At 39.5% G+C, this 19,391-nt stretch carries 22 protein-coding genes and 1 other RNA gene; 19 read left to right on the forward strand and 4 right to left on the reverse strand.

The features are described from left to right. The first annotated feature begins 2 nt into the window (after nucleotides 1-2). From ATG70_RS03120 to ATG70_RS03130, 3 genes are all read left to right on the forward strand, one after another. The gene (locus ATG70_RS03120; RefSeq protein ID WP_098442914.1) at nucleotides 3-563 is read left to right on the forward strand and encodes a maltose acetyltransferase domain-containing protein; all 561 of its coding nucleotides are present in this window, start codon (nucleotides 3-5) and stop codon (nucleotides 561-563) included. A gap of 165 nt (nucleotides 564-728) precedes the next feature. Next, entirely contained in the window at nucleotides 729-1,862 is a 1,134-nt protein-coding gene (locus tag ATG70_RS03125; RefSeq protein WP_098442915.1) for a sensor histidine kinase, read from the forward strand. Nucleotides 1,863-1,973: 111 nt separating this feature from the next. Continuing rightward, nucleotides 1,974-2,183: a hypothetical protein gene (locus tag ATG70_RS03130; RefSeq protein ID WP_098442916.1), complete on the forward strand. Its 210-nt coding sequence runs from the start codon at nucleotides 1,974-1,976 to the stop codon at nucleotides 2,181-2,183. Between the two features lie 527 nt (nucleotides 2,184-2,710). On the opposite strand, the gene ATG70_RS22310 is transcribed toward ATG70_RS03130, so the two are convergent. Further along, on the reverse strand, nucleotides 2,711-2,887 hold the full coding sequence (locus ATG70_RS22310; RefSeq protein ID WP_160919990.1) for a hypothetical protein: 177 nt from the start codon (nucleotides 2,885-2,887) through the stop codon (nucleotides 2,711-2,713). A 353-nt stretch (nucleotides 2,888-3,240) separates the two neighbouring features. Here ATG70_RS22310 and ATG70_RS03135 point away from each other — a divergent pair, with 353 nt between their 5' ends. The 4 genes from ATG70_RS03135 to asnB all read left to right on the forward strand — a co-directional run bounded on the left by ATG70_RS03135 (nucleotide 3,241) and on the right by asnB (nucleotide 7,474). Then, nucleotides 3,241-3,723 (forward strand): DinB family protein, encoded by a 483-nt coding sequence (locus ATG70_RS03135; protein ID WP_098442917.1) that lies wholly within the window; start codon nucleotides 3,241-3,243, stop codon nucleotides 3,721-3,723. 121 nt (nucleotides 3,724-3,844) lie between these two features. Continuing rightward, nucleotides 3,845-4,444, forward strand: a complete 600-nt coding sequence (locus tag ATG70_RS22710) for a peroxiredoxin (RefSeq protein ID WP_257147599.1) — start codon at nucleotides 3,845-3,847, stop codon at nucleotides 4,442-4,444. Nucleotides 4,445-4,654: 210 nt separating this feature from the next. Further along, nucleotides 4,655-5,266 (forward strand): class I SAM-dependent methyltransferase, encoded by a 612-nt coding sequence (locus ATG70_RS03150; protein WP_098442920.1) that lies wholly within the window; start codon nucleotides 4,655-4,657, stop codon nucleotides 5,264-5,266. 300 nt (nucleotides 5,267-5,566) lie between these two features. Next, nucleotides 5,567-7,474, forward strand: coding sequence for an asparagine synthase (glutamine-hydrolyzing) (asnB, locus tag ATG70_RS03155; RefSeq protein ID WP_098442921.1), 1,908 nt, complete (start codon nucleotides 5,567-5,569; stop codon nucleotides 7,472-7,474). Between the two features lie 52 nt (nucleotides 7,475-7,526). Here asnB and ATG70_RS03160 read toward each other — a convergent pair whose 3' ends face one another. Next, on the reverse strand, nucleotides 7,527-8,909 hold the full coding sequence (locus tag ATG70_RS03160) for a DUF2254 domain-containing protein (protein WP_257147600.1): 1,383 nt from the start codon (nucleotides 8,907-8,909) through the stop codon (nucleotides 7,527-7,529). A 226-nt stretch (nucleotides 8,910-9,135) separates the two neighbouring features. On the opposite strand from ATG70_RS03160, the gene ATG70_RS03165 reads away from it, so the two are divergent. The 5 genes from ATG70_RS03165 (at nucleotide 9,136) to ssrS (ending at nucleotide 11,735) form a co-directional block, all read left to right on the forward strand. Beyond that, entirely contained in the window at nucleotides 9,136-9,603 is a 468-nt protein-coding gene (locus ATG70_RS03165; protein ID WP_179886168.1) for a CBO0543 family protein, read from the forward strand. Between the two features lie 63 nt (nucleotides 9,604-9,666). Beyond that, complete coding sequence (locus tag ATG70_RS03170) at nucleotides 9,667-9,987, forward strand: DUF3889 domain-containing protein (protein ID WP_179886169.1); 321 nt, start codon at nucleotides 9,667-9,669, stop codon at nucleotides 9,985-9,987. A 134-nt stretch (nucleotides 9,988-10,121) separates the two neighbouring features. After that, nucleotides 10,122-10,424 (forward strand): hypothetical protein, encoded by a 303-nt coding sequence (locus tag ATG70_RS03175; RefSeq protein WP_098442923.1) that lies wholly within the window; start codon nucleotides 10,122-10,124, stop codon nucleotides 10,422-10,424. 131 nt (nucleotides 10,425-10,555) lie between these two features. After that, nucleotides 10,556-11,470 (forward strand): AEC family transporter, encoded by a 915-nt coding sequence (locus tag ATG70_RS03180; protein WP_098442924.1) that lies wholly within the window; start codon nucleotides 10,556-10,558, stop codon nucleotides 11,468-11,470. Between the two features lie 81 nt (nucleotides 11,471-11,551). After that, nucleotides 11,552-11,735, forward strand: a non-coding RNA gene (gene ssrS, locus ATG70_RS03185) — 6S RNA. A 156-nt stretch (nucleotides 11,736-11,891) separates the two neighbouring features. Here the strand turns inward: ssrS and splB are convergent. Next, nucleotides 11,892-12,920, reverse strand: a complete 1,029-nt coding sequence (gene splB / locus ATG70_RS03190) for a spore photoproduct lyase (protein WP_098442925.1) — start codon at nucleotides 12,918-12,920, stop codon at nucleotides 11,892-11,894. 11 nt (nucleotides 12,921-12,931) lie between these two features. Beyond that, nucleotides 12,932-13,192: a transcriptional regulator SplA domain-containing protein gene (locus tag ATG70_RS03195; RefSeq protein ID WP_098442926.1), complete on the reverse strand. Its 261-nt coding sequence runs from the start codon at nucleotides 13,190-13,192 to the stop codon at nucleotides 12,932-12,934. Nucleotides 13,193-13,788: 596 nt separating this feature from the next. Between ATG70_RS03195 and ATG70_RS03205 the strand changes: the two genes are divergently transcribed. The 7 genes from ATG70_RS03205 to ATG70_RS03235 all read left to right on the forward strand — a co-directional run bounded on the left by ATG70_RS03205 (nucleotide 13,789) and on the right by ATG70_RS03235 (nucleotide 19,390). Further along, nucleotides 13,789-14,280, forward strand: a complete 492-nt coding sequence (locus ATG70_RS03205; RefSeq protein ID WP_098442928.1) for a CBO0543 family protein — start codon at nucleotides 13,789-13,791, stop codon at nucleotides 14,278-14,280. A gap of 352 nt (nucleotides 14,281-14,632) precedes the next feature. After that, the gene (locus ATG70_RS03210) at nucleotides 14,633-15,190 is read left to right on the forward strand and encodes an HD domain-containing protein (protein WP_098442929.1); all 558 of its coding nucleotides are present in this window, start codon (nucleotides 14,633-14,635) and stop codon (nucleotides 15,188-15,190) included. 28 nt (nucleotides 15,191-15,218) lie between these two features. After that, nucleotides 15,219-15,761, forward strand: coding sequence for a histidine phosphatase family protein (locus ATG70_RS03215; protein ID WP_098442930.1), 543 nt, complete (start codon nucleotides 15,219-15,221; stop codon nucleotides 15,759-15,761). Nucleotides 15,762-16,295: 534 nt separating this feature from the next. Then, nucleotides 16,296-16,541 (forward strand): biotin/lipoyl-binding protein, encoded by a 246-nt coding sequence (locus ATG70_RS22715; protein WP_098442931.1) that lies wholly within the window; start codon nucleotides 16,296-16,298, stop codon nucleotides 16,539-16,541. A 237-nt stretch (nucleotides 16,542-16,778) separates the two neighbouring features. Further along, complete coding sequence (locus ATG70_RS03225; protein WP_098442932.1) at nucleotides 16,779-17,969, forward strand: dicarboxylate/amino acid:cation symporter; 1,191 nt, start codon at nucleotides 16,779-16,781, stop codon at nucleotides 17,967-17,969. 122 nt (nucleotides 17,970-18,091) lie between these two features. Next, nucleotides 18,092-18,847, forward strand: coding sequence for a class I SAM-dependent methyltransferase (locus ATG70_RS03230; RefSeq protein ID WP_098442933.1), 756 nt, complete (start codon nucleotides 18,092-18,094; stop codon nucleotides 18,845-18,847). A 96-nt stretch (nucleotides 18,848-18,943) separates the two neighbouring features. Then, on the forward strand, nucleotides 18,944-19,390 hold the full coding sequence (locus ATG70_RS03235; protein ID WP_098442934.1) for a hypothetical protein: 447 nt from the start codon (nucleotides 18,944-18,946) through the stop codon (nucleotides 19,388-19,390). Nucleotide 19,391: the final 1 nt, after the last annotated feature.

Raw genomic sequence — 19,391 nt, forward strand, 5'->3', positions numbered from 1 at the left:
AATTGAAAACAGAAAGAGAAAAAATGGTGAGCGGGGAGCTTTACCGTCCAGACGATCGTGAGCTTCTAGGGGATCGCCTTCATGCAAGACAGATAACAAGATTATACAATCAAACCATTGAAACAGATTTAGAAGAAAGAACGAGGTTGTTGAAGACCTTTCTTGGTTCAACGAAACAGAACGTATACATTGAACCCACGTTTAAATGTGATTACGGTTACAACATACATGTGGGAGAGAACTTTTTCGCGAATTTCGACTGTGTGTTTCTCGATATTTGTGAGATTCGATTTGGAGACAACTGTATGTTAGCTCCAGGTGTACATATTTACGCAGCTACACATCCCCTAGATCCGACTGAACGCAATTCAGGTCAAGAATATGGAAAGCCTGTTTTGATTGGTGACAACGTTTGGATTGGCGGAGGCGCGATCATCAATCCAGGTGTAACGATCGGAAGTAATGCCGTTATCGCTTCTGGAGCGGTAGTTGTTAAAGATGTACCGGCAAATGTGGTGGTTGGCGGGAATCCAGCAAGAGTACTTAAACACATAGAGGGCTAAACCACTTTTAAGTGAGAAGCATCTTCTATTTGTCTAGTTACTTATGACCCATTCTCTTATCACAATACCACGTTTAGTTCATCGTCTAATGTAACGATGAAAGCGTTACATTAAACTGGTATACTTTTAACAAGACCGATACATGTAGAGAGGGGTGAACGAACAATGGCTGTACGCGAGCAACTACTAGACTATCTGGATCAAAACCTGGAAAGCTATCTTATTAAATGGAAAGCAAAAATTCGAATTGCCGATACGGATGTTCACCGAGATAAAGTAGAGGCGAATGGCATTCTTATGTACCGTCTAGTGCAGAAAAACATTGAGGAGCCGATTTGTGAGGAAAAAATCATATCGCTAGCTCATAAAGTTGCGATTGAGCGAGCTGAAGCAAACGTGAATATTGGCGATTTTATTTACAATGTGAATGCAGGCCGAAGCGTTCTTATGAAGCATATGACCTACTCAAATGTCCAATTGAATGACTTGCAAACGATTTTAGATTCTATCAATGAACTCTTTGATCTGTTTTCATATCATGCAGTAACAGAATATACGAAGTTAAAAGAAAATGAACTTCAGGAGAAAATTTCTTTTATTGATGAAACGCATCAGGAGAAGCTTTCGATTCTAGGTCAGATGTCTTCTAGTTTCGTACACGAATTTAGAAACCCACTTACTGCAATTATGGGGTTTGTAAAGCTGCTACAAAAAGAAAATCCCTCATTAAATTATATTGATGTGATAGACCATGAACTTCAGCAGTTAAATTTTCGTATTGCTCAGTTTCTTCATGTCTCGAAGAAGGAAATCGATAGTGGTCTTGAAGAATGGTTAGAAGTGAATGCGATCTTCGAGTCAATTATAGAATTCATTTATCCTAGCATTGTTGACATAGACGTAGAGATTCGAAATGACTTTCCTGAAGGGATTTCTATTTTTGGACAACAGGATAAGTTAAGGCAAGTTTTTCTTAACATTCTCATGAATTCTTTAGATGCTTTGAAGGCTGAAGGTTATCCAAGATGTATACACATTCATGGTGAACGGTTGCATGGAACAATTCATATTTATATTACGAACAACGGTCCTAAAATCCCAATGGAAACATTAGATCGAATATTTGAACCTTTTTATACAACGAAAGAACTTGGCACTGGAATTGGTCTGTATGTTTGTCAGAAGATCATTCAAAATCATAGCGGCAATATTAGCTGTCAGTCAGATGAAAACGAAACAACTTTTACGGTAAGCTTACCCTTTCTAGATAAAAGCGATCTGTCGAATGAAACACTTTAAATTGCTTTCCTATTAAGAGGACGATTATAATATGGGCAAGATTCATTTGACTTATTAGCTATGAAATTCCTTTTTAGGGGAAACTGGCTTCAATTTAAGGGGTGAGAAGTAATGATTACGAAAAATGCAGGTAAGCTAAGTAAGGCTTATTTTAAGTCGTATATGCAACTCGTTATGAGTTCGCGAGATTTTTCTATAGAAAAGGCGAGGTCATATGCGTTTGAAGAACTTTTTCAAGGTGATGAAATGAAAAACGGTGAGGAAACGTATCAGAAATTTACACAAGCCTATGATGAACTTTCGCAAGAAGAACCGCGTTAGTCGAGGATGAAACATTGAACAGTTGATGAGAGACTCCTAGCAGTCTCTTTTTTCATTGCTGTTTCGGTTAAAGAGAGGGGCGTTATCTTGTTTGGATGGGAGTATGTGCCCGATTGGTTTCCATGGTTTGCTGTAGTAGTGGTCATTTTGTTTATCGCTTTAAGCGAATGGTGGATTAGAAGATAAAAAACAGGTCAGGATTATATTCCTGACCTGTTTTTTCGTATGCATTTTTTTGAAAGGTTCCAGCGCTTGTCGGACCTACCGGGCGCTTGCGCTTTTCTGATCTAGCTCCAGCGCCCAGGTCCTCGAGACGCTTCACCTTTCACTCTGAACACAAAGGGCGTGTTCAAATTGAAAGGCTCCAGCGCTTGTCGGACCTAAACGGGCGCTTGCGCTTTTCTGATCTAGCTCCAGCGCCCAGGTCCTCGAGACGCTTCACCTTTCACTCTGAACACAAAGGGCGTGTTCAAATTGAAAGGCTCCAGCGCTTGTCGGACCTAAACGGGCGCTTGCGCTTTTCTGTATTAAAGCATTTTATATTCTTCGTGTCTTACGACGATGCGTTTTTCTTCGTCTTCTGAGTATTCTTCCCATTCAGCCACTATCGTTTTGTTCAATAAGCTAACTACTTTAGCTTTTCGGTTATCGATTTCGACTACACTACCGATTTCAGGGAGAATAATTTCCTGTTCTTCCTCCATGCAAATCCCTCTTTTCCATTTAAACTGATTTATATAATAACATAATTCATTTCTTATGCCTAACAATCTGGGAAATTTGGTTCTTACATTTAAATCAGAAGATAAAAGTGTGCGTAATTGCTTGAATTGAAGCGGAAAGGCAGGTTAGATTGTACGCAGAGCCATTTTTCCTGGTCATAATGGTAACGTGGTGTGCATATAGTGAAACATAGCCTATTCTCTCCCCCCTCCTTGCGAGGGGATTTTTGTGTGTTGGAACAGACTTGGAAAACAGGTATTTTCGCTCTTTCATGTCTTATAGGTGAGGTGTAAAATAGGAGTAGAAAATGAATACATATTCAGGAGGTTATCAAATGTTCCGTCAAATGGAAGATTTTGTTCATGTTTGGGAGCGCGAAACGGCGCAAACTGGTAAACTGTTGAGTTATTTAACAGATGAGTCTCTTTCACAAAAGGTTGCACCAGATCATTTTACGCTTGAAAAGTTAGGGGTTCACTTATCACAGGCAATCACGTTTATGATGTCTAGTGCTGGACTTGATCTAACTCCTTTAGAAGAACGGGAGTCATACGATGCTCATGAAATTAAAGCGATATATGAGCAAACGGCTGAAGGTTTTGTCCGTGTGCTACAAGAGCAGTGGAATGATGAAAAATTATTAGAATTAACAACGTTTTTTGGTAGTGAAACAACTTACGGAAGTATTCTGTATTTATTGCTTCAACATCAAACACACCACCGGGGACAAATGACGGTTCTGATGCGTCAAGCCGGTTTAACCGTTCCTGGAATGGTAGGACCATCTCGAGAAGAGTGGGCTGCTATGAAAGGGTAATGAATGCGGAACAGAGGGTTTCTTCAATAAAGAAGAAGGTCTCTGTTTATTTGTTAGAAGAAAAAAGACAATAAATCTCTTTTGCTCACATATACTGCCTGTGAAAAGAGGTGGAAATGTGGTGGATGAAAAGCAATCATGTTCTCTTCCGAACTGTGCACAAACAAACGATCAGGCTCCTTTATTTCGAGCTGAAGCCTATGACCCGATTGAGAAGAAGATTAAAGAAATCGATCTTGCGGACTATAAAGGAAAATGGGTAATCTTATTTTTCTATACAAGTGATTTTACCTTTGTGTGACCAACAGAACTAGCAGCGGTCGCTGCTATTTATCCAGAGCTTCAAGCTATGAATACTATTGTTCTTGGAATTAGTACAGATAGCGTGTATGCCCATAAAGTTTTTACCGAGGTGTCACCAGCCGCCTCTAAAGTGAACTATCCTCTTGTTAGTGATCGGAATCATCGGATTAGCCGAGACTACCGCGTGTTAAATGAAGAAGCGGGTGCAACGTATCGAGGAACAGTTATTATAAATCCAGAAGGCGTAATCGTTTCAAAGATGATGTATCCTGTCGAGGTGGGAAGAAACGCTTATGAAATTCTTCGTCTCATGCAAGCACTTCAATATAATAAAAAAACGGGAGAAGCAGTGCCGGCAAATTGGGTGCCAGGTCAACCGGGAATCGTTCGTCGGTCAAAGTATATTGGAAGGGTGTGAGAGCTTCGGAATCAGTCCGCTGCTCTTTTTTTTATGGCTATCAATGAAGGGCACCATTTCGATAGCATGTTAGAAGGTAGGGGAGAAGGGGAAGGATAGTACTGTTGAAGGTTATGGTGTGAAATACGCGAAAATAATGGGATGTTTTCCAATTGATCAATCACGTTGGATGTTCTAAAAGAAGTTGTTAGAAGGGTGGGAAGTTTCACTATGAATCCAACGAAACAAGCTAAAATATTTGATACCCATGCCAAAATGTACGAAAAAAGAAGACAGAAAACAACAATAGATACGAAGTGGAGACACGAGTTATTAGCTAAGGCAGATGGAGATATACTTGAGCTATCTGCAGGAACAGGAACGAATTTTCCGATCTATCAAAACATTTCCTCGCTCACAGCCGTCGATTTTAGTTTGGAAATGATTCGGTATGCGAGGGAGGCTGCAAAGGAAACGACATATCCGTGTACGGTGCTCCATAAGGATGTGGAAAAACTTGAGTTTGAAGAAAATACATTTGATACGGTTGTATCGACGCTGTCTATGTGTTCTTACCCACACCCGGCCTTTGTGCTAGAGCAAATGGCGAAATGGTGTAAACCAGGCGGACAAGTTTTATTGTTTGAGCATGGCATTAGCACAAATCCCGTAGTAGGCAAATTACAGAATAAACTAGATCCCTTCTTATCAGAAAGGATAGGCTGTCATGTTGACAGAGATATGTTGGATTATGTTAAGCAATCAAGCTTGCATGTGAATCGGATTGAAAGCCACTTATTTGGTATGTTTCATCTTATTTTTGCAACAAAACACGGGGCATAGCAAAGGTTGATTTTATCTAAACTTGTCGAATAATGACTTGTTTTGATAAGCGGTTACGATTGGATCAAGATTGTGATTTAATAGAAGAAGTGACGAGCGGACAGTGAACGAAATAGCTTAAGAAAATGATTCGAATGAAACCTTTTCTATTGTTAAAACGTCTATAGAATGACGCTTTTTGATAACGAAAGTTCGTCGCAAAAAATTAGAATAATCGCCCATTGTAACATTCGGATTACTTTTTTGTTACGTTAATGTTACAATGGGCGTGTTAATCTAAATGAAAGTGTGGCTATAAATATGTGTGGTTTTGTTGGCGTATTACGTACAGAACCAGGAAAAACGGATCATCATAATCATGCTGATTTCAAGAAAAGAAATCAAATTATTACGCATAGAGGTCCCGATGATGAGGGCTATTATACAGATGAATCAATTTCTCTTGGTTTTAGAAGATTAAGTATTATCGACCTTGAAAGTGGCCATCAGCCTTACCATTATGAAAATAAGCGCTATTGGATGGTTTTTAATGGTGAAGTTTATAACTATGTTGAACTTCGTGAACGATTAAAGAAAGAAGGTTATACGTTCCAAACAGAGTCAGACACAGAAGTTGTGCTAACTCTTTTTGTTCATAAAGGAGAAAAAGCATTCGCAGAATTAAGGGGAATGTTTTCTATCCTCATTTGGGACAAGCTTGAAAAAAAACTCGTTGGTGCTCGTGATCCTTTTGGCATTAAGCCGCTTTACTACAAGGAAACAGAAGAAGAAGTGATTTTTGCTTCTGAGAAAAAAAGCATTACGATGATTGATCAGTTCGAAGCAGTGAATCCAGCAGCTCTTCAGCATTATTTAAGTTTTCAATATGTGCCAGAACCGCTGACAATGACGGAGGGTATTAAAAAAGTCGAACCTGGTCATTATTTTGTGAAGAAACATCACGAACCCATGCTATTCAAACGTTATTTCCACGCAACATTCACACCAATAACAGCAGAACGAAATTGGGTGAAGGATATTCAAAACGTTCTTTATGATTCCGTTAATATGCATATGCGCAGTGATGTGCCAGTAGGTTCTTTCTTATCTGGAGGGATTGACTCATCCATTATCGTTTCCATGGCAAAGAAATTCAATCCGCAAATTAAAACTTTTTCTGTTGGTTTTGAGCGGGAAGGGTACTCTGAAGTTGACGTTGCCAAGGAAACGGCTGATAAACTTGAGGTTCCTAATTATTCATATATGATTTCTGCTAAAGAATATGTTCAAAAGCTTCCTAAGATTATGTGGCATATGGATGACCCTCTGGCGGATCCAGCTTGTGTGCCTCTTTATTTCGTGGCACGTGAAGCAAGAAAGCATGTGACGGTTGTTTTATCAGGTGAGGGTGCTGATGAGCTCTTTGGTGGATATAACATTTATCGTGAACCCGATGCGCTTCGTCTCTTCCAGCCAATGCCGGGAGTTATGAAAAAAATGGTGAATCGTGTTGCGAATGTGTTGCCTGAGGGAGTTCGAGGAAAAAGTTTTCTTGAGAGAGGTTCAACACCACTTTCTGAGCGTTATATCGGAAACGCTAAGATGTTTGAAGAAAACGAAAAGGAAAAACTTCTCACTACTTACTATCAAAACGAGCATTATCAAAAAATCACTAAGCCATTTTATCAAAATGTGAAGCGAGACAATCCGGTCAATCAGATGCAATACATCGACATTCAAACATGGTTAAGAGGAGATATCCTTCTTAAAGCGGATAAGATGACGATGGCGAATGCGCTTGAATTACGCGTTCCATTTTTAGATAAAGAAGTGTTTAAAGTGGCACGGGAAATTCCAGTTCATGAGAAAATAGCAGACGGTACGACAAAATCAATTCTCAGGAAAGCAGCTCGTGGCATCGTGCCGGATCATGTTCTGGATCGAAAGAAACTTGGTTTCCCAGTACCAATTCGCCACTGGTTACGAAATGAATTATATGAATGGGCAAAGCAGTTGATTCATGTAAGTGAAACGGATTATCTGATTGATAAAACGATTGTGATAAAGCTTCTTCAAGCACATAAAGCTGAAAAAGGGGATTATTCCCGAAAAATATGGACCGTGCTAATCTTTATGCTCTGGCATCAAATTTTTGTAGAAGGCGTTTATTCGTTTGAAGAACTGCAAAAAGAAGATGAAATTGTAAGCAAAGTAGCAACGTATCGGTAAATAAAAAAGGTGACCCTCTAGAGGGTCACCTTTTTTGCGTTCACGTCAAAAATTAGGAATGTTTTTCTTCAATTTCAAGAAGGCGTTTTTCGATTGGTTTATAATCATCTTGATGCCCTGTAAAGTTGGCGAGGTCGTATAGGCGGTTTAACAAGTAATCTCGGTCAAGATCGTAAATGAACTGTTTGGGTATATGATCCATCGAATTTTTAGCAAAATCCCAAACAACATCAAGCTTATCTTTACTAATCGACTGGGCAACCATGCTAAGGGCTGCGATAATTTCAGTTATGATCGGGTAATTGTCTCCTGCATAATGCCTTAAATAGCCAAAGCCACGATATAGATAATAATTAAAATCTTCTGCATCCATGACAACTCTTACTTGTTGTTCATGATCGGCAAGATAAGGGGTAAATGTAATGTCTCGCTCGACTTCTAGAAGGAGATCGGCCATTTGGTGGATGACGGTAATGGTTGTTTGAGGGTCGTCATTCCCTAATGATTTCACCCCGATTTCTGCGAGTTTCGTCATTCCCATCTTTAAATCTTGAATTTCTGTTTCTTTATAGCCCTGCTCAATGTGCTGGCAGTACTTTTCGACGTTTACTCGCTCTGCACCAGTTCCCCAGTAAGAGAAGAAGCGGTTCCCTTTTAATACGTAATCTCCTACTTTATTATGAAGTTTAATAATAATTTGATCTTTTTGAGCTTCATCAATCATTGTTTTAAAGTCAATAAGCTGGATGTATCCTGAGTCGGGAGCAGTAATAAGCGTTTCGGTTTCTCGTTCTTTCTCCATCAGATCGCCGGGGTTTTCACAGCGAAATTGCTCAAGATCATTTCTAAGTGTTTCGCGCACAATCGAGATCGATTCTTCTTTCATGTTTGTAGCGATATTATGTACTTGCATCCAACTTGTTGCATGGTTGATAAAGAAAATAAACGTTATAACCGTAACAAATGCTAGGAAAACGGTCGTGCCAGGGATAGCAACAAAATATTCATCTTCTTTACTTGTAATAAATAAGAAAACAACAAGGACATAAACAAAGCTTCCGTGGAAAATACCGATAAAGTGCTGAGTGGTTCGATCAGCTACGAAATTAAGTAGCATTCGAGGTGAAAATTGTCCGCTAAATGTTGTCAGAACAACGAGTAAGGAGTTAAGCGTAAAGGCGCTTAGCGTTAAAATCCCACCAATAAGGGCACTAATGAGTAGCCTGGTAGGTTGTGCAGTCGTTCGGATCATATTGGGCGTGTACTGTGAGAGTTCGAGAACTAAATCTAAATATAACGTGGCCGCTACAAAAACAAAGGCACCTAAAATATATAAGCCTGGCATATACCAGAGCGTTGCCTGAAGTTCATGTTTACGGATTCGCCTTGACATCTCGAAATACTTCCGTAACTGCCATGGTATTAGTTTCTTCATTATGACTGGGGCTCCCTTCAATTTCTTTCATTAACACTTTAGAATTACCCTCAGTGTGGGTCGTTAAACCGTGGAGGGAAAAAAAGTATTCTTTTTTTCTATTAATGTAAGGCGGTTAACTAAATTCACACTTTATGAAATAGTTACGAATCAACGTACATGCATAGGTTATGAAGGCGGGGGAATAATGAATTGATAGAGCATGAAAACGAAGGTGATCAACATGATGTTCGAAAAAGTAATCCTCTGGTTATTAGTTTTTTTAGGAATTGGTTTATTTTTATCTAGTCTTCGAAAGCCCCCATTAAAAGAATGGCTTCTCTTTTTTTTACTTACAGCGTATTTTTCTTCTATTATTGGAGTTATTGTTGTCGAAGAAGGGATGCTTTCTTATCCTGTTAACTTGTTTAATCGACATTTTGACTCTAGCCTTACATATGAATATGTATTATTTCCGGTATTAGGCATTTATTATTATCAGTCGACACTTCGTTCAGGATGGGTTGGTTATTTTGGGAAGGCAGCCATTTATTCGGCGATTATTACGATCTTGGAATTTTTTCTTGAAAAATATACAGATCTTATTCACTATGAGAGCTGGACTTGGTGGTATACGTTTTTGAGTACACTGTTATTGTTGGTGATTATTAGGGTGATTGTAAAATATTTACCTGGTGTCGAACAGCAGAGATAACGCATGATTTTTACAATAGGAATGAATACTATCTTCAGAGTCCATTGAATGGAGGTAGTCGAGTTGTTACAAAAACTAATCTTTTTATTAAGTGTAACGGTGCTTTTCCTTGTCCCGATTAACGTTCATGCAGAAGCTCCTTCTTATGCAAAATGGGGAAAAATGGCGATTGAGGAAACGACGAAAAAATATCCAGATCAACAAGTGACAGACTATAGGTACGATGGGAAAGTATTTATCTCTGATGTAAGAGAACAGTATGATTTCGAATTTACGTTAAAGCAAAACGGACAGTCGAGAGAGATTCGCGTGTATGTGCTCGTGAACCCTCAAAAAGATAAGCTGATCGATGTGAAATATGATGAGATCGAAGAATTTCAATAAGCCACGTTGTAAAAGCCAGTTGTGATAACTGGCTTTTTGTTGTTGGCGCTGTAAAAGAAGGATTTTAGTGTGTTAAATCGAATAATAGTAGCTAGAGATAAAGAGCGATTTTGCAAAATAAGGAGAGGAAGAGCGTGAACATTATTAAACGTAAGGCAGATGTAGAAGCATTGCTAAAGGATTTCGATCAACTAGCTGAATTTGATCAGGTTGGTCAAAAGCATTATATGGTTTTTGAGGATACTGAAAGAAATGGCCTTTGTACACTCATGAAATATAAAAATTCGTCGTTTTCTATTCATTGTAAAGGAGCATCGTATTGCGATGAAGAGGAGCGTTTTTTGGAATCTGAAGAACTAATTCACTATTTATGGAAGCGCCGAAAAGCCGTTAATGCGGTGCTCCGTGATTCAATGAAGGAAAAGATTGAAGCTTAGAACAAATGAATTGAATTTTACTCTTTGTGTAATTGATTCCTTATAAGATTAAGCAAGAGTACTGAAGAGTTTCTGAGATTCGTGTAGACTGTAAAGGGAAACAGAATGCAGTTAAGAATTGAGGGACTCTTGTGTTAGGTGTTTTTATTGAGATTATCGTGCCCGTGTTTATTCTAATTGGGATTGGCGTAGTGCTTCATCGTATTTTTCAATTTGATTTATACACGCTTGCAAAAGTAAACATTTATTTTATCGTGCCTGGATTTATTTTTCTAAAGCTGTACGAAACAGCTTTTTCTTTATCATTATTTCTCTCCGTACTTACGTTTTTTAGTATTTTAATTGTGGTTTTATACTTTGTGTCTCATTTAATCAGTCGATTATTTGGCTACAGTCGAAGCGTACGTGCTTCGTTTACAAACAGTATACTGTTTTATAATTCAGGGAACTATGGCGTCCCTGTAAATGATCTCGTTTTTAAACAAGACCCCTTTACGATGTCGATTCAAGTCATTATCTTAACGTTCCAGAACATTCTTACGTTCTCATGGGGGATTTTTGCATTGAAAACGGTCGAAGGAAGCAAGGTAAGCGCGCTTCTTGGTTATTTTAAAATGCCGGTTTTATATGCGATGTTACTTGGGATCGGGTTCAATTTACTAGATGTCACTGTTCCTGAATTTGTCCTCATACCAGCAGATTACATTGCGGATTCGATGATCGCGATCGCGTTATTGACACTTGGCGCTCAAGTTGCTCAACTACGTTTATCGAAGAATTTATCTGTTGTGTATGTGAGCTTGATCATCCGTCTTTTACTTGGACCACTCATTGCCCTCGGCATTATTTTTGTATTAAGGATCGATGGTGTGACAGCGCAGGCCTTGTTTATTTCATCCGCGATGCCAACAGCTGTGAATAGTGCGATTATTGCGCAAGAATATGAGAATGAGCCCGAGCTTTCTGCACAAATTGTTTTGGCCTCCACCGTATTCAGTATGATTACGGTTACCGCGGTTATTTCCCTTGGTCGTTTGTTATTTTAACGGAAGAGGGACGCTGAATTGGAAATCAGAACCATTGATTTTGTTTGATGGAAGGTGTAGAGTATAAGCATAAGCAATACCCATTTCCTGCAACGCACGTTAACAACGGTTGTCTCAAACCGATGCTAGTTTTCCGGGAACTCTACATCCAGTTGCTGATAACAAGCCGGCCTTCTGAGCGGGACGTTAAAGGTAGCTGTGCGGGTACCCACCTGCTTTTACGCGGGCTTTGAGACACTTATAGTGACGACGGAGCGGGTTTGGGTTTAAACTTGCTTATGTGAGTACATAGAGTGATGAACGTTCATAGATGAAAGGCATGGAAGCAAATTGCTTCCATGCCTTTTTTAGTGTGCAGAGCACCTGTTCGACACATTTCGAGCTAAAACGGGTGGTGACAGGCACTGCCCGCACTCCCCACCTAAGTGAAGTACTCCAATTTCGCATCTGGGAAGAACTTATTGATGTATCCTCCTAATGTGTCTTTCATATCCTGCTGCTGATCTTTTTGATAGACGTACTTGCCGATGCCGTATTTTCCCCATTTGTACATCCGGTCTTCTTCTTCCATTTCAAGTTTTGTCATCGGGTAATTTTTTTGAATAACCCGCTTCGCCGGTTTTGTGAACCGGTGCTGAATGAGTTCAAATGTTAAATCTCTCGTTGCGCTTTTAGGAAGCTTTGCTTCAAGTTTCTCAAACAAAGTTAGATAGCCTTGCTTCCAATCATCATACAAGTAAATAGGTGCGATGATAAATCCAAGTGGATAACCAGCTTCAGCGACTTTCGCTGCTGCTTCAATCCGTTCATCCAGTCGCGATGTACCCGGTTCAAGAAACTTAATCACATAATCGGCATTCATACTAAAGCGAAAGCGCGTCCTTCCTTGATGGTCCGCATCGAGAAGGTGATCAACGTGTGCGAACTTTGTTACGAAGCGTAGGCGTCCGTAATCTGATTTTCCGAAGTATTCAATCGCGTGTTTCAATGTATGTGTTAAATGATCAATGCCAACGATGTCAGACGTACAGGACGCTTCAAACCGAGTTGGTTCTGGCGCTCTCTCCTGCATATATTTCTCGGCTGCATCGAATATGTCATCCGTATTCACGTACGTTCGGATATAGGGCTTGCTTCCCATTGTGGTTTGAAGATAACAATAATGACAGTGGCCCATACAACCAGTCGCAAACGGAATCGCATATTCAGCAGAAGGTTTGGAAGTATCAAACTTTAACGTTTTTCTTACACCAACAACAAGCGTTGATTTTGCAACGCGGTACTGCTGGAAATGATTATCTCCCGGAAGGTTCCTTACTTGATTGTGTGAGGTTGTTTCCCTAATTTCAATATCCATTTTAGAGAACTTCTCGTGCAGTTCCCGTCCAAGAGGATATTCTAACGCTCTTGGTTCCATGTAGACAAGCTGAGGCACAAATGGTTTAACCAATGAAAGACCTCCTATTCGATCGATCCGAAATATGTGGCATAAGCCTGTTCTGCTTCCGCTTCTGAATGATAAATCGCAATCTCAGAATCAAGTGGGTAGTAAGTTTCATATAAGAACAAGGCAAGCTTACCAGGTTGATCAGGATCGTTCACAACAGCAGCTTCCTGGATGTTTGCAACATTGTAAGTATGCGGATTACGATACATAACGTAAACGACGTCACCCGCTTGATATCCTTGTCCTGAATCATACGTTGAATCATGTAAATCCATCTTATCACTCCTTTACGTTCTTCTTCCTCATTGTTCCACAAGAGTGAGGATTCCTTTCTGGTAAATAACGCCTGTTTTAGTCATAAAGCGCTTAAAGAGTGCATACGTTGTTCTGTTGACTTATTTTTAGGGGAGGTGCGTGAAGGAGTGTTAAAGTGGATTAAAATCTTGGTGCCTTCACATAGTGTGACAGACAGGATCTTTGCTCGGTTCAAACTGTACAGGAAATTGAGAGGTGGCACATGGCAAAAGGTATCTGATCGAGTAGCTCCTAAGAAAAGCGTTTGGGTTAGAAAGGAGGTTAATGCTGAGGATTATTATGTATGGAAAACAGAGGTCCATGAATAGGGTCGGATTTTAACGCCCATATTATTAAATAAATTCTCGACAAGTATTGACAAATAGCGGGTGGTGTCAGGCACCCGCTAGAATAAATCAATGGAAAAGCCCTATACTATTTGTATATATATGTAAAAACGTATTCTAAAAAGAAAAGTACTAAAAACAGTTATGGAGTTGGAAAAAATTGTAGGTCATACTACGTATAAAAATCGGAAGATAAATCCCTTTAACCGTTCGGAAGTAGGAGATAAGTAATGAACATTGGTATCGTTATTCTACTAGCGTTACTTGCCTTATGGAAAGCTGATTGGAAAAATTGGGAGAAATACTACCCAACTATGCTATATATCGCATTAGCCGCATCTGCATATGAAATCATTGCTTATGAGAAATTTCATTTGTGGGATTTTAAAGAGAGTATCATTCTGACTAAAGTAATGGTTCATTTTATACATAATTTAATCATAAACCCTCTCGTTGTCTTGCTCTTTTTATCGAATTATCCTTCTAGTGGAAGTGAAATTATCTACAATGCAAAATGGGTTGTAGGATTTTGGAGTGTTGAATGTTTGGTATCAACTACCGATGCAATTACATATCATAATGGATGGAATTTGGGTTGGTCCTTATTATTTCTTATCGTTATGTTTCCAATGGTTCGTCTTCATCACCTTAACAAAAGCCTCGCACTGCCTTTATCTATCGGAATTTCAATACTCCTTTTACTTCTATTTGATTACATATAATAAAGCATTCATTGGATAAGAGACACTAGTTGGCTAAACGAAAGTGGTTAAAAGATAAATTAATTTAATAAAGACAGTCATCAATATGCAGGTATTGTTGACTGTCTTTTCCTATGAATGCTTTTTCGAATCTTTTTTATTATGTTTATCGCACTTCCATTGTTGCAATGGTGGATCAGAAGGAAGGTTCGATTGAATCAATAAAATTTTTCTAGCCTTATATGGAAAATCAACAGAAGCTTTGACGAAAATTGATTCTCCTACATATAAAGAACAATGAACGCAAATCCGATGATAACGTTTATAGGATAAGCATCATTGAACATTATGACAAGAGGAGGAATCAACCAGGATGAATGCTTTTCAAATGATCACTTTTATTAAAGAACTTGAACGACTGAAGGATACAACCCGGACGGCATACATGAGAAGCGGCAGAAGAGAGAGTGTGGCAGAACATTCCTGGCGCCTCGCGATGTTTGCTTTTGCCTTAAGTGACGAATTTCCTGAGCTCGATCACTTTCGTGTTTTATGTATGTGTCTTGTGCACGATCTTGGGGAGGCGTATGACGGTGATATTTCTGCAACGATTCAGGTTAATCAACAAGAAAAGATTCGAAAAGAGGAGGAAGCGGTGCAACGTCTCACTTCCGCTCTTGGTAGAAAACAGAGTGGCGCTATTCTTTCGCTATGTCAGGAGTATAATCGCGGCGAAACGAAAGAATCTCTGTTTGTCAAAGCTCTAGATAAAATGGAGACGATCATTCAGCATACTCAGGGAACAAATCCACCTGGATTTGATTATGAGTTTAATCTTACTTATGGGAAAGAGTATGCAGAATATGATGAAATGATAAAGGCAATACGTGATGAAATTGATAAAGAAACGTTAAAAAAAATGAATGAATGAAAATGCGTAAAAGGTAAGGTGTAAGAAGGTGGAAATTAGATTAATTCGACATGGAAAATCCTCATGCGATTTTTCAAAGCGTATAACGAGTTGGGATTACCGAGAATGGGTGATCAAATATGGAGAAGCAGGAATCTGCGATGAAGCACCTGCAAACGTACAACGGGCATTAAGAGACGCTTCTATCGTATTTACAAGTGATTTCAAACGCGCTATCGACTCTGCCCAATCAGCGGTTGCGATCCAAAGTGATTCAATCTATCGGGAACTCGAACTTCCTCATTACCATGTTAAGTTGCTCAAGCTAAACCCTCGCACATGGAGAGTTTTCTATCGATTTCTCTGGCTGATGGGATTTTCCAAGAAAGTAGAAAATAAAAAACGAGCGACGAAGCGGGCAAAAACGGCCGCTCAGCAATTAGAAGATAGCGCACGGAAACACGGTACCGTCATGTTAGTGGGACATGGATTTTTTAACCGCTATATAGGAAATACCTTAACAAAACGTGGCTGGACATTAGAAGGGAACAAAGGCACAGCAAACTGGACAATCCATACGTATACCAAATGAAATACACAGATGGGCTTGTTTCACCACAAGGTGGTGAACGAATCGGACTGATACGTTCCAAAAAAATAATCGAGTGATTTTCCTTAAATCCTTATTATGCTGAAATATTTTTAGGGGTACGGTGGAAAACAGAATTATTTCATAGAGGTCTTACATCATGATGGTGGCATACGAAGTCATTCTCCTATGAGAGCGGTTACGTGGTTTTCATCTTCAGTTAAGTAAAGTGATTTGTTAACAATGCATGTGTGGGACGAATTTTGCTTTTACTAAAAAGATATTCAAGAAAGCATATTTTAGGAAGAACCTTGATGTTATCGCAGCAAAGCATAAAGGAAGAAGCTGGGGGTTATTTAGCTGATCGCTTGTGAAATGAAGGGGTTGTCAAAAATAAAAAAGTAGGTAAAATGGACGCAAGGTTAAAGAAATGGAGTGTTTGGCATCATAGAAAAACATGCCAAACATATCATGGAAGTATAGAAAACAAACTGTTCCACAGAGGAACCATTACATGCTTAGAAAGGGGAAAAAATCATGAATCGTTCAGTGGTCTGTCCATGTGAGGGTGTTATTGAGAAGATCTTTGTTCATCATTCATCCCGCGTTTATGAGTGGGAGCCAATGTTTGTCATCCGAAACGGGCAGGGCAATACCGAGAAAATTACGCTTGGAGTAAGCGGAGAAATTTCTGAACTTCATGTGAAAGAGAATGATCGTGTGACAGGCGGATACATTCTTGCGTCAATGAAAGAAGATGACTTTGTAACAGGAAGCGATTAATAATCGGTCTTTGCCGAACACATTTATAAATAAGATTGACACGAACTGGTGCAAGCATGACGGGCTACCGTAGTGCTTGTGCCTCTTTTATTTTGTGAGTTAAACATTTCTCGCTTTTTGCTTACAAAAGTTTCTTGTCAGAATCTAACGAATATGTCTTGCAGGATCCATTGATTTTTAGTAAAGTACACATATATTACACCCGAGATGGACAAATGTTTTTGTATGGAGGACACTATGAAGAAAATTGGACTATTGCCACGTATTCTTATTGCTATTGCACTTGGTATTGTTATTGGAGCTTATCTTCCTGAAGCGGTTGTACGTATTTTCGCGACGTTTAATGGGATTTTCGGAAACTTTCTTGGTTTCGCGATTCCATTAATCATTATTGGCTTTATTGCACCTGGAATAGGTGAAATTGGGAAAGGCGCGGGAAAGTTGATCGGGATCACAACTACGGTTGCTTATCTTTCTACTTTTTTGGCTGGTTTGCTTGCCTTCTTCGCCGCACGAAATCTTTATCCCCTTTTTCTTGAAACGGGCGGAGCTGCCTCAGAAATGGCAAACCCTGAAGAGTCATTGTTAAAACCTTTTTTCGAAGTTGAAATTCCGCCTATTATGGGTGTGATGACAGCGCTCGTACTGGCGTTTACACTAGGACTTGGAATGGCCGCCATGAAGGGAAAGATGTTAAAAGGCGTTATGGTTGAGTTTCGAACCATTATTGAGAAAGTGATTCGTTTTGTCATCATTCCATTATTACCGCTTCATATTCTTGGTATTTTTGCTAACATGACGAGTGCTGGACAAGTTCAGACGATCTTAAGCGTATTTGCAAAAGTGTTTGTCATGATCATACTCCTTCACCTGACAATGCTTTTAATCCAATATAGTGTGACAGGTGCTGCTACGTCACGTAATCCGTTGAAGCTTCTTAAAGGGATGATGCCAGCGTACTTTACAGCGCTTGGTACTCAGTCTTCTGCGTCTACGATTCCTGTAACATTAAGGCAAACGAAAAAGAACGGTGTACGTGAGAAAATAGCTGACTTCAGCGTTCCACTTCTTGCAACGATTCACCTTTCAGGAAGTACAATTACAATCGTTTCTTGTGCGATGGCAGTCATGATGTTGAATGGACAAGATCCAACGTTTGCATCAATTATTCCATTTATCCTTATGCTAGGGGTAACGATGATTGCTGCACCAGGCGTACCGGGCGGTGCTGTGATGGCGGCGATTGGATTGCTTGAGACAATGCTAGGATTTGATCCAACAATGGTATCGCTTATGATCGCGTTATATCTTGCACAGGATAGCTTCGGTACAGCTTGTAATGTGACAGGTGATGGTGCTCTGTCAGGCCTCGTTGATCGATTAACGAGAGAGAAAGCACCAGCAAAAAGTACGGTTAAAGCTGGATAAAGAACTGGATAGGCACTCGCTTGTCCTTTTTGTATGCAAAGCGCTCGCCTCTTTATTCTCCGATGGAAAAAGGGTTTCATACGCTTATTCCCGAATTGATTGGAGTTGAGGAGGAGAGATCGATGAATAACACAATTTTAAACCAGAACAAACAAAGCTGGGACAAAGTAGCGCATCATTTTAATGGAATTGATGCGCTACCTCACTATGGTCCTTATGCACAAACAGAGGAAGAACTTCATTTATTTGATGAAGTGGCAAATGCGAAAGTACTCGAGATTGGCTATGGTAGTGGCCATTCACTTCGGTATATGGCTAAAAGAGGAGCTGCTGAACTTTGGGGAATTGATTTGTCTGAAGAACAAAGAAGAACGGCAGAAAGTACGCTAGCCGGTTTGTCAGCTAAGTTATTTTGTGCGCCGATGGAACAAGAGATCGATTTACCAAAAAACTATTTTGATCACGTTTTTTCGATCTATGCGATTGGCTGGACAACGGATTTAACGCGTACGTTTGAGCTTGTTTATTCCTATTTGAAAAAGGGAGGAAGTTTTATTTTTAGCTGGGATCATCCTCTTTATGTTCATGTAACGAGTGAGAATGGTGAGATTTCGTTGAACGGTTCTTATCAGCAGGAAGGCCTGCATACGTTTGAAGATTTTAAAGGGGAAGGCGTTCGGATGACAATCCATAAGCGGAAAATGGCCACGTATATCAATAAGTTAATCCAGGTAGGTTTTGCCATTCAAGAGGTCATTGAAAGTGATGTTTCAAACCTGTATAACGAAGAGAAGGAGGCTATCTCTGACCGGTATTATTCTCTTTATAAAGCGAGAAAGTTTCCAACTACGATGATTATCAAGGCGGTGAAAGAATGAATTGAAAAGAATAATTTGGAAGAAAACGTAACTTTCATGATTTTAGATCGTAACTTTAAAAGAGTGTCAGTTAATCTTTTAAGGAAGTGATCCGATTTGATCGTTAAATTTCTCGCAAGCTTTAGCTTTCTAGTTATGGCTGTTCTGTTTGCTGGGGTACTGAGCAAGGTTTCTTCGGTTGTTGAAACACGCTTTTTAAGTAAGCTAAGTGCTCGAGAGCAGAGAATCTTTTTAATAGGAGGGACGGTTTTTTTAGAATCGTGCCTTGTCATGCTACTAGCTAAAGCAAATGAATGGTCTTACATCGATTCTTTGTTTGTTGCGAGTCTATTATTATTAGCGCTTATCTGGTTACCTGCTTACTTTAGACCCTATCAGGAGAATGCCAGTCGTACAATCGGTAGATTTCATAGAGGACTTCACTCAGGTGAAATCGATATACATAAGAGTGGATCGCGGCACCCTTTTTTTATCGGGACGTTGATTTTTTGTACAGTGGGATTACTTACTGTTTTTGCATACTATTTTTCGTATGTGACGTAAA

The organism is Bacillus sp. es.036, assembly GCF_002563635.1.
Lineage (GTDB): Bacteria > Bacillota > Bacilli > Bacillales > Guptibacillaceae > Guptibacillus.

Excerpts from the sequence above, each read along its gene's own strand:
- ATG70_RS03165 (WP_179886168.1), top strand. The coding sequence starts at position 9,136 with ATGTTCGAAAAAGTAATCCTCTGGTTATTAGTTTTTTTAGGAATTGGT.
- ATG70_RS03125 (WP_098442915.1), top strand. The coding sequence starts at position 729 with ATGGCTGTACGCGAGCAACTACTAGACTATCTGGATCAAAACCTGGAA.
- ATG70_RS03130 (WP_098442916.1), top strand. The coding sequence starts at position 1,974 with ATGATTACGAAAAATGCAGGTAAGCTAAGTAAGGCTTATTTTAAGTCG.
- ATG70_RS03195 (WP_098442926.1), bottom strand. The coding sequence starts at position 13,192 with ATGGATTTACATGATTCAACGTATGATTCAGGACAAGGATATCAAGCG.
- ATG70_RS03205 (WP_098442928.1), top strand. The coding sequence starts at position 13,789 with ATGAACATTGGTATCGTTATTCTACTAGCGTTACTTGCCTTATGGAAA.
- asnB (WP_098442921.1), top strand. The coding sequence starts at position 5,567 with ATGTGTGGTTTTGTTGGCGTATTACGTACAGAACCAGGAAAAACGGAT.
- ATG70_RS03135 (WP_098442917.1), top strand. The coding sequence starts at position 3,241 with ATGTTCCGTCAAATGGAAGATTTTGTTCATGTTTGGGAGCGCGAAACG.
- ATG70_RS22310 (WP_160919990.1), bottom strand. The coding sequence starts at position 2,887 with ATGGAGGAAGAACAGGAAATTATTCTCCCTGAAATCGGTAGTGTAGTC.
- ATG70_RS03225 (WP_098442932.1), top strand. The coding sequence starts at position 16,779 with ATGAAGAAAATTGGACTATTGCCACGTATTCTTATTGCTATTGCACTT.
- ATG70_RS22715 (WP_098442931.1), top strand. The coding sequence starts at position 16,296 with ATGAATCGTTCAGTGGTCTGTCCATGTGAGGGTGTTATTGAGAAGATC.
- ATG70_RS03210 (WP_098442929.1), top strand. The coding sequence starts at position 14,633 with ATGAATGCTTTTCAAATGATCACTTTTATTAAAGAACTTGAACGACTG.
- ATG70_RS03150 (WP_098442920.1), top strand. The coding sequence starts at position 4,655 with ATGAATCCAACGAAACAAGCTAAAATATTTGATACCCATGCCAAAATG.
- ATG70_RS03160 (WP_257147600.1), bottom strand. The coding sequence starts at position 8,909 with ATGAAGAAACTAATACCATGGCAGTTACGGAAGTATTTCGAGATGTCA.
- ATG70_RS03230 (WP_098442933.1), top strand. The coding sequence starts at position 18,092 with ATGAATAACACAATTTTAAACCAGAACAAACAAAGCTGGGACAAAGTA.